Source organism: Paenibacillus terricola, assembly GCF_014779765.1.
Classification (GTDB): domain Bacteria; phylum Bacillota; class Bacilli; order Paenibacillales; family Paenibacillaceae; genus Paenibacillus_T; species Paenibacillus_T terricola.
This window is the reverse complement of the sequence record NZ_JACXZA010000001.1, coordinates 435588-448510: the sequence shown is the minus strand read 5'-3', so window position 1 is coordinate 448510 and position 12923 is coordinate 435588. Positions and strand designations below refer to the sequence as shown.

The 12923-nt window shown below is 49.8% G+C and carries 12 protein-coding genes and 1 riboswitch; of the genes, 5 read left to right on the top strand and 7 right to left on the bottom strand.

Annotated elements, in window-relative coordinates:
* Positions 1-64: 64 nt before the first annotated feature.
* The 3 genes from H8B09_RS02025 to metA form a co-directional block, all read right to left on the bottom strand.
* Positions 65-1267 (bottom strand): MalY/PatB family protein, encoded by a 1203-nt coding sequence (locus H8B09_RS02025; RefSeq protein ID WP_224753205.1) that lies wholly within the window; start codon positions 1265-1267, stop codon positions 65-67.
* Between the two features lie 7 nt (positions 1268-1274).
* Positions 1275-2435, bottom strand: coding sequence for a PLP-dependent transferase (locus H8B09_RS02020; protein WP_191201805.1), 1161 nt, complete (start codon positions 2433-2435; stop codon positions 1275-1277).
* 81 nt (positions 2436-2516) lie between these two features.
* Entirely contained in the window at positions 2517-3440 is a 924-nt protein-coding gene (gene metA / locus H8B09_RS02015; protein WP_191201804.1) for a homoserine O-acetyltransferase MetA, read from the bottom strand.
* Positions 3441-3583: 143 nt separating this feature from the next.
* Positions 3584-3698, bottom strand: a riboswitch (SAM riboswitch).
* 562 nt (positions 3699-4260) lie between these two features.
* Here metA and corA point away from each other — a divergent pair.
* Positions 4261-5196 carry a magnesium/cobalt transporter CorA gene (gene corA / locus H8B09_RS02010; RefSeq protein ID WP_191201803.1) on the top strand — a complete coding sequence of 312 codons (936 nt, stop codon included), beginning with the start codon at positions 4261-4263 and terminating at the stop codon, positions 5194-5196.
* An 89-nt stretch (positions 5197-5285) separates the two neighbouring features.
* Here corA and H8B09_RS02005 read toward each other — a convergent pair whose 3' ends face one another.
* A complete protein-coding gene (locus H8B09_RS02005) occupies positions 5286-6560 on the bottom strand; it encodes an MFS transporter (RefSeq protein ID WP_224753204.1) in 1275 nt (424 codons plus the stop codon).
* A 263-nt stretch (positions 6561-6823) separates the two neighbouring features.
* Here H8B09_RS02005 and H8B09_RS02000 point away from each other — a divergent pair, with 263 nt between their 5' ends.
* The 3 genes from H8B09_RS02000 (at position 6824) to H8B09_RS01990 (ending at position 9636) form a co-directional block, all read left to right on the top strand.
* Positions 6824-7726, top strand: coding sequence for a LysR family transcriptional regulator (locus tag H8B09_RS02000; RefSeq protein ID WP_191201802.1), 903 nt, complete (start codon positions 6824-6826; stop codon positions 7724-7726).
* Positions 7727-7742: 16 nt separating this feature from the next.
* On the top strand, positions 7743-8552 hold the full coding sequence (locus tag H8B09_RS01995; protein ID WP_191201801.1) for a histidinol-phosphatase: 810 nt from the start codon (positions 7743-7745) through the stop codon (positions 8550-8552).
* Between the two features lie 208 nt (positions 8553-8760).
* A complete protein-coding gene (locus tag H8B09_RS01990; RefSeq protein ID WP_191201800.1) occupies positions 8761-9636 on the top strand; it encodes an EamA family transporter in 876 nt (291 codons plus the stop codon).
* Positions 9637-9771: 135 nt separating this feature from the next.
* Here H8B09_RS01990 and H8B09_RS01985 read toward each other — a convergent pair whose 3' ends face one another.
* From H8B09_RS01985 to H8B09_RS01975, 3 genes are all read right to left on the bottom strand, one after another.
* Positions 9772-10599, bottom strand: coding sequence for a DUF695 domain-containing protein (locus H8B09_RS01985; protein ID WP_191201799.1), 828 nt, complete (start codon positions 10597-10599; stop codon positions 9772-9774).
* 227 nt (positions 10600-10826) lie between these two features.
* Positions 10827-11555 (bottom strand): pirin family protein, encoded by a 729-nt coding sequence (locus H8B09_RS01980; RefSeq protein WP_191201798.1) that lies wholly within the window; start codon positions 11553-11555, stop codon positions 10827-10829.
* A gap of 52 nt (positions 11556-11607) precedes the next feature.
* On the bottom strand, positions 11608-12006 hold the full coding sequence (locus H8B09_RS01975; protein WP_191201797.1) for a DoxX family protein: 399 nt from the start codon (positions 12004-12006) through the stop codon (positions 11608-11610).
* A 217-nt stretch (positions 12007-12223) separates the two neighbouring features.
* Here H8B09_RS01975 and H8B09_RS01970 point away from each other — a divergent pair, with 217 nt between their 5' ends.
* Positions 12224-12532 carry a winged helix-turn-helix transcriptional regulator gene (locus H8B09_RS01970; RefSeq protein ID WP_318152516.1) on the top strand — a complete coding sequence of 103 codons (309 nt, stop codon included), beginning with the start codon at positions 12224-12226 and terminating at the stop codon, positions 12530-12532.
* The last annotated feature ends 391 nt before the right edge of the window (positions 12533-12923 follow it).

Here is a 12923-nt window from a genome sequence, read left to right as displayed (position 1 = left end):
CGACAGAAATGTGACTACCGCGGCAGTTTGATCCATATGCCCTATGAAATTGCTTATGAAGCTCCTATTGGCGCGACTCAATCGCTTGCGCGAAACGCTCAAGCGCTTCAACGAGAATCGAGCGCGGGCACGCCAAGTTAACGCGCAGGTAACCTTCACCCTGCTTGCCGAACACCGAACCTTCGCTGAACGCGATGCCCGCTTCTTCGAACATCAGCTTCTTCAACACCTTCGGGTCCTCTGAAATTGCACGGCAGTCAAGCCATACCATATAAGTACCTTCAGGGCGCATCGCTTTGATCTGCGGCAGTCGCTGTGCAACGAAATCAAGCAGTGTATTCAGGTTGCCCTCCAGATACACCATGAGCTGATCAAGCCAGTCATCGCCGTGATTGTAGCTGCTCTCAACCGCTGTCAAGCCGAAGTAGCTCTCCATGTGGATCGACAACGTCTTCAGCAGGAAATTGTACTTGCGGCGGATCTCATCGTTCGGGATGATGATCGTTGCGGCTTGCAAGCCTGCAAGGTTGAACGTTTTGCTCGTTGCGATACATGTAATCGACTGCTGCTCGAACGCCTTAGACAGACCAGCGAACGGATAATGCTTATATCCCGGATACACGAGGTCATGGTGAATTTCGTCCGCGACGATCAGCACGTTATGCTTCACGCAAATTTCGCCTACGCGCTCCAATTCTTCACGCGTCCATACGCGTCCGCCCGGGTTGTGCGGCGTGCAGAGCAGCAGCAGCTTCGCGCCGTCAGCCGCTTGTTTCTCCAGCAGGTCGAAGTCCATTTTATAACGGCCATCCGTATCAAGAATAAGCGCGTTGTCGACCACGACGCGGTCGTTCATCTTAATGACATCATAGAACGGATAATAAACGGGCGATTGCAGGATGACCTTGTCGCCTGGTTTCGTGAACGCTTGAACGGCAAGGCTCAGCGCAGGAACGATGCCTGGGCTCGATGTGATCCACTCGTCCTTGATCTCCCAGCCGTGACGGCGGGATAGCCATCCGCGTACCGCATCTAGGTAACCTTGCGTCCGAATCGTATACCCGTAAATCCCTTGATTAGCCCGCTCCTTAATCGCCTCAACGACTTCATGCGGCGGCTGAAAATCCATATCCGCTACCCACAGCGGCAATATATCTGCACGTCCGAACAGCTTCTCCGATTGATCCCATTTGTACGAGGCTGTGCCGAAACGGTCAATGACTTTGTCAAAATCGTAAGTGATCTTCGATGTTTTTGACGTGCTCATCTGTATCTTACGCCTCCTTAATTTCGCGCTTTGCCGCTTCCAGCGCTTGTGCCAGATCCGCAATCAGATCATCCACATGCTCGATACCGACGGAGAAGCGGAGAAGACGCTCGTCCACACCGATCTTCTGGCGAATCTCGAGCGGAATATCCGCATGCGTCTGAACCGCCGGATAGGTCATCAACGATTCAACACCGCCGAGGCTTTCTGCGAAAGCAATCAGCTTAATGTTGCGAAGAATCGGCTCAATGTAACGTGCATCCTTCACTTTGAAGGAGAAAATCCCCGTGTTGCCGGACGATTGACGACTTTGAATCTCATGACCCGGGTGATGCGGAAGCGCAGGATAATACACTTCTTCAATCGCATCATGCTCAAGCAAATATTCAGCGATCTTCGTCGCGTTATATTGATGACGCTCCATACGCAGCGCCAACGTCTTCATGCCGCGCATCAGCAGCCAAGAATCCTGCGCGCCAAGCACTGCTCCGATCGAGTTGTGCAGGAAGCCGATCTGCTCCGATAGCTCCTTGCCTTTCGTCACGATCAGACCGGCAAGAACGTCGTTGTGGCCGCCGAGATACTTGGTCGCGCTATGAACGACGATGTCTGCGCCAAGCTCGAGCGGGCGTTGGAAGAACGGCGTAAGAAGCGTATTATCCACAATCGTGAGCAGTCCCTTCGCCTTTGCCCACGCGCTAACGCGTTCTATGTCGGTAATCATCATGAGGGGATTCGTTGGCGTTTCGATCAGGATCGCTTTCGTATTCGGCGTACACAACTCGTTAATGCCGTCGAGATCGTTCGTGTCTACATAAGATGCCGTTACGCCAAAACGGGACATAATCCGTTCCAGCAGACGGTACGTACCACCGTACAGGTCAAGCGATACGATGAGGTGATCGCCTTGGCTGAACATGGAGAAGACAACTTGCAGCGCGGCCATACCCGTGCTGCAAGCAAATGCAGCGTCACCGGATTCCAGCTCAGCAGCCGCTTCCTCCAATACGGAGCGCGTAGGATTCTTGGTACGGGAGTAGTCGAAGCCTGTGCTTTCACCAAGCTTAGGGTGGCGGAATGCAGTAGAATTGTAGATAGGGAAGCTTACTGCGCCAGTCTTAGGTTCTTTGATCGATCCGATCTGTGCCAAACGGCTTTCAATGTTCATGAACGATTACTCCTTTATATAGACATCGATTAATACTGCCGGTGAGAAAACCTCTATCAGATCCTGCTTGCTTGCAGAGGTTTAGATATATGCACCCATGTCGATATCATAGGGCGTCTCTTGGTACACGTAGTAATTCAGCCAGTTCGAGAACAGCAGGTTCGCATGCGCTCTCCAAGAAGATCTCGGCAAACGTGAAGGATCGTTGTTCGGGAAGTAGTTGACCGGCACCTCGATGTCCATCCCTTTGGACACGTCGCGATCGTATTCCCACTTCAGTGTCAGCGGATCATATTCCGAGTGGCCGGACACGAAGACCTGCTTGCCGTCCTTGCTCGCTACAAGATAGATACCCGATTCATCCGATTCGGATAAAATCACAAGCTCCGGCACCTTCTCAATGTCTTCGCGGCGAACTTCGGTATGACGTGATTGCGGAACGAAGAACAGTTCGTCGAAGCCGCGCAGCAGCGGAACATTTTGTTTCTCCGTCGTGTGCGGGAATACGCCGAATATTTTCTTATCCACATCATGTTTCGGTACACCGTAGTGATGGTACAGTCCCGCCTGCGAGCCCCAACAAATATGAAGCGTCGAAGTAACGCGGCGTTTCGACCAGTCCATAATACGCGTAAGCTCTTCCCAATAGTTGACGTCCTCGAATGGCATATGCTCCACCGGAGCACCCGTTATAATAAGCCCATCATACCACTGGTCTTCAATTTCATCGAATGTTTTATAGAACATCTCCAGATGCTCGGCAGACGTGTTCTTCGACACATGCGTTGCTGGATGCAGCAGCACAACTTCAATCTGCAGCGGCGTATTGCCAATGAGACGCAGCAGCTGCGTTTCGGTCGTTTCCTTCGTTGGCATCAGGTTCAGGATCGCAATGCGAAGAGGTCGAATATCTTGATGATACGCTCTGCTTTCGTCCATTACAAAAATGTTCTCTTCAGCCAAAATCTCTCTAGCCGGCAAATGATCAGGTACTTTAATCGGCATGTTCATTCACTCCTTCTGTCCTGCACGATTGTCGTGCAATGTTATGATCAGTACAGCTGCAGCATGTTGAACAGCGGGGTATCGATAACGTAAAAAACCCGCTCGTCAAAAATGAGAGGGGTTTATTGATATATCCATAAACTCTCTCATCTCCCAGAATTGAAACAAATGTCTCAAATCCGCAAGAATTAGCACCGTGCATAAATGCCGGTTGCCGGGCTTCATCGGGCTAGTCCCTCCGCCTGCTCTTGATAAGAAAGATCCATATTCAATTGATGAACCTTGCGCTTGACCTATGCTCGATGTACCGGTTCATTAACAATCACCGTTACACTCATACACAGCTTCAATATAGTCTATACTATAGATTATTTCCCATGGGTGCGTCAAGCCGAATTTAGCCCGTCCTAATTGGCAAAACATGCCGTATTCATCATACTATAAACCGTAGTGCGAGGCGGCTCAAGAAGCGATGCACCGCGCGTGAATTCCCCCATTCTAAGGCCGCTTACAATCCCTCTTGTACGGGTACCCTTGCAGGAGTATACTAGACAAGAATTAAACAGACTATACCAAACAATTGTCCATTCGTAAGGGGGTAAAGGCATGGAAGGCGATGGGTCTAGTCCGCAGATGATTGATTCGCGCAATGCGATCCGACGGCCGAATTGGCGTCCCGTTTCCGCCTGCCATGCGTGATGAGCTGTAAGCTCCGGATAACCGGTATGCTTAAGCCGTCTACCCGGCGTGGCTATTACGGCGCGCTTGTTCGTCATGGCCGTCCGGTATCGGATGACATGACGAGAGGAGAGAATGCGGCATGAAAATCCGCCACGTTCACAACGGTGTATTCACCCCGACTGATGAAATACAATCCGTTCTTGCACCACCAGACAAAGGCTTTTATTGGATCGATGCCGATCTGGAGGATCTGGTTATTCTGCAGCCGCTGTTCGGCCTGCATGATCTGTCCGTAGAAGACTGCCTCAGCGAAGAGGAGCAGCGGCCGAAGATCGAGATCCATGAAGGCCATTATTTTATCGTTATTAACAGCATTCGATTTGATGACGAAGAAATTTTCCTTCGCGCACTTAATATTTTTCTCGGACGTCATTACATCATTACCGTTACGAAACAAAAGATTAACGAGCTTCGCTCCTTGAAGCCTGTCTTGTGGGAACAAGAGGTCGATAAGCCTGACCGCTTCTTGTACCATCTCGTCGACTTAGTCGTCGACAACTACTTCTTCGTCGGTGATCGGATCGAGGTTCGGATCGAGAATCTTGAGGAAGACATTCTGATGCATACGAAGAAGACGCATCTTAACGAGATTATCGGTCTCCGAAGCGAGATTCTGTGGCTGAAGAAAGTACTCGGTCCACAGCGCGACGTTATCGCAACGCTCAACAAGAAAGATCTGAAGCTCATCGATGATCAACTCCAGAAGTACTTCAGCGATATTTATGAGAATGCCGTGAAGATATCCGAGACATTCGATACGTACCGCGATCTGATGAGCAACTTACGAGAGGCTTACCAGTCGAGTCTATCGAACCGCGCCAACGAAATCATGCGCGTGTTCACCGCGTTGACGACGATCTTCATGCCACTGACGTTTATTACGGGTATATATGGAATGAACTTCGATTTCATCCCTGGCATGCATCTCCACAATGGCTCTTACATCGTATTGAGCTTCATGATCTTGCTCGGGCTTGGAATGTTCTATTTCTTCCGCAAGAAGGATTGGCTGTGAATGGAGCTGCATTCTTGATATGACAAAGGCGGCGCGCAATCGGCATATTGGATATGCCGTGCGCACCGCCTTTTATTGTGTACGCTTGTTTAAACCCTTTCCTCAGCAAGCGCCTCTTGCTTTCCTTTATTCAAGTTTACATATCGCAGCAGGACAATACCGATAATGAAGAATGCAATCAATGACAGGATGCCGATACGGCTGGAGTCCGTGTTACCCGCAACGAGCGCGAATACGAATGGCCCAGCTACGGACGAGAATTTGCTCGAAATCGTCAAGAAGCCGAAGAACTCTGCCGCTCGAACCTGCGGCACGAGATCCGCGTAGATGGAACGCGCAATCGCCTGACTGCCGCCTTGCACGAGACCCACCATCGTTGCGAGGATGTAGAAGTGTGTGGCATTCTCCATGAAGAAGCCGAGCGTAACAATAAAGATATATACAGCAAGTGAAAAGTACAGGAGCTTCTTGGCCCCAAGCTTAGCCGCGTATCGACCGAAGAGCAGCGTACTTGGGAACCCGACAATTTGGGTTATAAGCAGCGCTGCAATGAGATCTGTCATCTCGATGCCGATGCTGCTGCCATAGGCCGTCGCCATTACGATAACGGTGTTGATCCCGTCATTGAAGAACCAGAAAGCGATCATATACTTGAGCAGCTCGGGATAATGCTTGATCCGGCGGAATGTCTGAGCGAGCCTTGTGAAAGCTTGTTTGATGGCTTGACCAGCAGATGTGCCGACTTCCGGCTTACGCTCCTTCACGTTACGCACAATTGGAATAGCGAATAACAGCCACCATACACCAACCGTAACAAAGACCGTTCGCGTTGCGCTTTCGCTGCTTGAGAAACCAAACGTGTCCCACGCTTGAATCATTGCAACGTTAATTCCAAGCAGCACGCCGCCTCCAAGGTAGCCCCATGCATAACCCTGGGCACTAACCTTATCCCGTTCTTGCGGAGCTGCGACATCGACCAACAGCGCATCGTAGAACGTGTTGCCGGCAGCGAAGCCAATTGTGCCAATAATGACGAGCACGGAAGCGAGCAGCCAATCTCCTTCACCGACCAACGCGGACAATAAGCAGGCGATTGATCCTAGAATAGCGAAGAAGCTGACAAACTTAACTTTCGAGCCCGTGAAATCAGCTATCGCGCCTAATATTGGCGAAAGAATTGCGACGATGAGCGCCGCAATGCTCTGCGTATTTGCCCAATAGACGGTCGTTACATTGTCTCCTAGACCTTTTCCCGCAACTTTATCGTAATAAACGGGCATAACAGCCGCAATCATCGTTGTTACAAAAGCCGAATTCGCCCAGTCGTACATCAGCCAACCGCGAACTGCTTTCTTATCGCTCAATGGGTAACCCCCTTCATAATGCCAATTCACACAGAATATACGTGATCATTTCGACAATGTACATCCTTCTCCTCCTTAAAGTTACGTAAAGAACTGCTTCTCGGTGCTGAAAACCGTACTTTTTGAACACGAACTATACTTACACCTTTGCCTCATTCGGTTATTTCCTTTATAATAAAAATAAATGTGATAAATATCTCTTATCATCAGTGCATAAATTGCTTATTAAACCTAAGTAAAACCTACAGACAAGGAGGCTGTTCATGAATATAAACCAGCTTGAAACGCTCCTTACGATCTCTAAGACGATGAGCTTTCGTAAAGCAGGCGAAATACTCAACCTGACGCAGCCCGCCGTTTCCGCTCAGATCAAAAGTCTTGAGGATGAGTTCAAAACGGTGCTTATTGACCGCAATCAGCCTGTAACGCTCACAGACCGCGGAGTGGTTTTTCTCGAGCATGCCGAGCGCATACTAAACATAGTTGAGGAATTAAAGCAGAAGCTGCTCGATCTGAACCAAATTCCGCAAGGTCATATCGTCCTCGGTACTACAAGTACGATTGCTGTTCAGATTTTGCCGCGCGTTCTAACGTATTTCCAGAACCAATTCCCTATGATCAAGACGACCATTCACTCCATGCCCTCCTCGCAAATAACGCCTGCAGTCGAACAAGGCACGCTCGATATCGGTATTACGTATATCCCCGAGAAAAACAACAATATCGAGACCTCTACCTTGTATTACGACACGTATGAGCTTGTTGTATCGCCTTCGCATCCTATGTCTCATCTCAAGCATACAACCGTTGATGCCCTCAAGGACGTTCCGATGATCATGTTGTCTCCCGACACTTTCGGCCGAAGATTCGTCGATCAACTGTTTAACAAGTACGGTTTTCAACCAAACATTGTCATGGAGTTGTCTAGCAGTGAGGAAGTAAAGCGGATGGTCGAGCTGAATCTAGGCGCTGCCGTCGTATCCAAGCTATCCATCTCGAACGAATTGAAACTCGGAACACTGCGAATGATCAAAGTGAATGAGCTGGAGCTCGCACATCCGGTTGGTGTTGTTTATCGCAGCGGGCGTTACTTGAATTCGGCAATCAAACAGTTTATTAGCGACCTGAAGGGTATGCCGGAAAATCAATTTATTAGCACGGAATAGTCAGGAGGCAAAGCCGATGAAATTCGATCTTCACACACACCATTATCGTTGTGGACATGCTGATGGAACAATCGAGGATTACATTAAAGCCGGAATTGATGCAGGACTTCAGGTCATCGGCATTTCCGATCACTCTCCTTACTTTGGACACGAAGAAGAACAGCCCTTTCCGAAAATAGCGATGGCGCGCAGCGAGCTGACTCATTACATCGAAGAAGTTCTTCGACTGAAAGCCAAGTATGAAGGTACAATCGATGTGCTGCTCGGCATGGAGTCGGATTATTTCCCGGAAGTGTTCGAAGCTTACCGTAATGTGTATGCGAATCTCCCGTTTGATTATCTTATCGGATCGGTACATCAGACGAGCGGCGTCAGCATCTTCAACCGCAATCGTTGGAAACATCTGAACAAAGAGCAGCAGATCGAGGAGAAGCGACTTTATTATAAGCTCATTGCAGATTCTGCTCGCACGGGCGTTTTCCAAATTCTCGGCCATATTGATGCCATGAAGGGCTACTATCCCGATTTCTCTGACCTGCCTGCACAAGATTCGATCGATGAGGCGCTTCGTGTCATTGCCGAGTGCGGTGTAGCAATCGAGATTAATACGTCGGGCAAAACCAAAGACGTTGGCGGCTGGTATCCGTCCCAAGCGATCTTGGAGCGCGCTCTTCATTATGGCGTTGATGTTACCTTTGGATCAGATGCGCATGTACCTTCCCGCGTCGGTGATGATTGGGAGCTCGTACGAACGAAGCTGAAGGAAATTGGATTTAAACATTGGGTGTATTACAAGAATAAGAAGCGTATCGAGGTTAGCCTGTAGGCTTAAGTGTCGAGGCAGCCAGCATTGATTTTACGATATAGAGAGAAAAAAAGGAGCCTTCCCTAGGGAAGGCTCAAAATTTTATATTAAAAAAGGGGGTCTTGCTTATTATACTAGCCGACTTATGTAATGGGACCGTAACAGGAACATTACACTTGTATTACAAAATATCCCGAGCAAGCACCTCCCTTAAGGAGCAAATACGAGCATGTGGCTACTAACGGCAATTGGCAGCGCTATCCTATTCGGTCTGGCCGGCTGGTGGATGAAGGTCAGTCAGATGAAGGGCGGCTCGTCGAACGGCCTGCTGTACGGACTTTATGTATCCGGTACACTCGGCTTCGGCATTCACAGCCTTGCTGAAGGAACACTGGGCAAGCTGGTCGATTGGCGGCTGTTGCTTGCTGGTATCATCATCGGCGCAGGTTCAGCTTGGGGCAATGCTGTATTCATGAAAGCACTCGAATGCGGTCCTGCCAGCCTGACATCGCCTTTAACCAATATGAACATCGCCCTCGTGATCGGCATGGGCATTGTTGTCTATGGAGAGCCTGTCTCGGCAGCAGAAGCCGTCGGCATCGCATTGCTGCTCTTCTCTGTTGTTCTCATCTCGATCCGCTTCCGGGAATCGATGAGCGTCACGCAGCGCCGATGGTTCTTACTCGTCGCCGCTGCCGTCTTGCTGTTCGCCATCCGCAATGGCGGGCTGAAAGTTACCGAACAGCTGGATCTTCCAAGCGCGCCCGTTCTTCTCGTCGGTTACGCGTTATCCATGCTTTGGTTCGGCCTTCTCGACCGCTCTGAGCGAAGAGGGATCGTTACAGCTTCAGCACCGGATCCAGCCATTTCAAGCCGAGTCGGCTTCCGTTGGGGACTGCTTGCAGGCATCTTCTCCTATGCTGGACTTCAGCTCTACGCCATTGCGCTGGAGACTGGCAAAGCAAGCATCGCCGCACCGATCTTCGCAACGAACAGCCTGATCGTTGCGCTCGGCTCTATCGTGCTGTACCGCGAGCGGTTAACCAAACAGCAGTGGATTGCTTTTGCAATGACGCTTGCAGGGCTTATTGTTATTAGGCTGTGAGGAAGAGCAGATTGGCTGCTATATGAAATTACGTTTCTTTATGACAAAACGGTTATTCTACACTGCAGACCGACGTCTGTGTGCGGAATAACCGTTTTGTGTGTGAAGAAGACAACTCTCAGGCCGAGCATACGTTTACTTGGGCAGCCCACTGCGTTTGCCGCTCGCGGCGCCTCCCCAAAAGCGTCGAACCGCTGCGCGAATGCGAGCTGACAGCGACAACTGCATTGCCGAACCCCAGCCATCATACTTGCCTTCCGTTCCCTTGAGCAGCCGATACAGCTCATCGACGCGACGATTGAGCGTATCCAACCGCACATCGTCGGTCCGGCTAATAACGAGCGGATACGGGTAGTCCGGCTCAGGATCGCCCTTCTTCCCCTCTTCAATCCGATAGCCCATATTTTCCAGCGTCCCTTTGATACCAATACGATCATCGTTGCGCCGGAACAAGAGCCAATGATACACCGTCCGTTGACGGTTGATTTGATCGCCATGATGCGCGAGGGCATAAACCATTTGCGCATTATGAATGAGAAGCTGCTCCCTGTCGTCGGGCAGCATGAACGCATAAAACTCCCATTCGGGATCGGGCTTGCGGTACATCTGCGCCCGTACATCCTGTTGGCTGTTAATATGTGCTCGAATGGAGCTCTCATCAAACGATTCGTTCACGTAGTAATAAAATTCAAGCTTCGACTCGGTATGAAGTCGTCCTACGTAATAATAATTGCCCGTATTCCGCATAACGCCTTCGAGCCGTGCAGTCCAGCGCTCCAGTTCTGCTATTGCATCCATCTTCCGCTTGCCGCTGTGCGACAACCGATATACATTCACCGTAATGGACATTAATTCATCATACTTGTGTATAGGATAAGCGTCTTTGTAGCCGGAATTGACAAGCAGCCGCAGATGCTCACCGTTCGCCCGACGCTCAAAAAATCCCCAGTCCTCTTCCGCCATCTCCCGACTATTCCCTCTCTATCCAGCCATGATGTCGCTCAAGTGTTAGTTAAGCCGCTGAGCCTATTATACTGCACGCCGACGCGAAGAACCAACCTACGTTTTGCCTAGTTTATGATGCAGACGCATGATTGGGCACACAGACAAGGAAAAAGACTGCACTTGAAACAGCAGTTTCGAGGTGCAGTCCATTTTATCTAGGTTGGAAAATAGTGGATGAATAAATTTTATGGCAAATCAATCAGCAGCACTCGACCGCTATCGCCCGATTGACCTGTAATCGTAAGATTAGCTTGGCCTTCGATGCGGGCTGAATCTCGACGTCCAAGCGATGCCGATTCCGATCCGCCCTCCACTTTGACGCTGCCCTCCAGTACGAACAGAAACACACGACGTCTTTCACCTTGCTTGAACTGTACCGATTGGCCATCTGCCAATTCGGTCAAATACATCGTCATGTCTTGATGGATGACAGCTACTGTGCCGGCTTGCTGCAGATCCGAACTGCCGCTCACAATCGGTACAAGCTGACCGTGCAGCGACTGCGGGTCGAACGATGATGTCTCATAGGAAGGCTCGATCCCTTGCTCCGACGGCATAAACCACATTTGCAGCAGTTGGACGGCTTCCTCCTCCGATGGATTCATTTCCGAATGGAAGACGCCGGTTCCGGCAGACATGCGTTGGATACCACCCCATGTCGTATTCGCTCGATTCCCCATACTGTCTTGATGCTCAAGCCGCCCGCTAAGCACGAGAGTAACGATCTCCATCTCACGGTGCGGATGCATCCCGAATCCTTCGCTTGCTGCAATATAATCATCATTCAAGACGCGCATCGGTCCAAACTGCATGTTGTCCGGATCGTAATAATCGGCGAACGAGTAGCTGAAGTATGATTCGAGCCAGCCGTGGCTGGCATGATAACGTTGTTCTGCTGGATAGATCGCGATCATAATGGTTGCATCTCCTTAGTTAATGTTGTAGTCGTCGTGTTGTCCCTATCTATTATTTCAACAAATGGTCGATTGAATATTCGCCTGCTCCGATGAAGGCAATGCCAAGAGCAACGACGATGAGCACCAGATTGTACTCGTAACCATTCTGCGTAACCCAGAGGCCGTTAGGCAAATGCACTTTTACAGCAGCCATTAACATCGTAATGATCAATAGTGCAGCTCCCAGCCATGTCACCAGCCCTAAGCCGAACAGCAAGCCGCCCGCCAGTTCCGATACACCTGCTGCCAATGCCATCAGTACGCCGGGTTTCATCCCGATCGATTCCAGCCAACCGCCTGTACCTTTCAACCCGTGTCCGCCGAACCATCCGAACAGCTTCTGCGCACCGTGCCCAATAAACAATAAGCCAATTACTACCCGAATAATGAGAAGTCCTGTATCTACCATCTTTAACCCCGCCCTTTCTGTTCCGCTTGGAGACTTTATGAACTCTCACTTGCAGGAACGTAAGAAGTTTGTTTTGTTCGATGGACCAATCATAATATAGTTACTTACTTGAGTCAAGTGTATATAAAATATAAAGAGAAAATCATATTCCACCCTAATCTCACTTACCTTTCCTTAGTACATATGGTACAATAGAAGCAGAAGAGGGGTGATACGGTTGGATTACTCGAAAATGTGCCCAAAATACGAATCCGCCGCCGAACTGCTCGGCAAGAAATGGACAGGCCTGATAATAAGGGTACTGCTGGGCGGACCAAAAAGATTTAAAGAGATTAAAGAGCAAATTCCTGATATGAGCGATAAGATGCTGACCGACCGCATGAAGGAGCTTGAAGCGATTCATATCGTGAAACGAACCGTTTATCCAGAGATGCCGGTCCGTATTGAATATGAGCTTACGGATAGAGGCCATGATCTCGAACCAGTCATTCTATCCATACAAGACTGGGGCGAGAAATGGATGTAAGGCCAGCTCACAGCTCAAAATGAACAAAAGCCATCATCACCCACTGTGTGGGGATGATGGCTTTTGTTGTGTAACACGACACTTACCCGAATATTTTAATGACCACACCCTCAGATAACCACACCCTCCCAAACCCTCCCTCTCCAAAGAGGGAGGGCCCCAAAGGCCTCCGCCCTCTGGACTCCTGGATACGCAGTCTAGTTACGGCTGGTGGTAAGAGTCGCTTTCGTCCCTCCTCGGGACACGCTTTACTTCGAGTGTATCTAATTACGGATTATTTATGGAGTTAATGTATCGATGCTCGTCCCTAGGTATGTGTAATTTAGCCGCTTGTCGTCCCTCCGGGACACGCTCTTATTTAGCGCTCGACCATGAGTCTCCTCATAGCAAG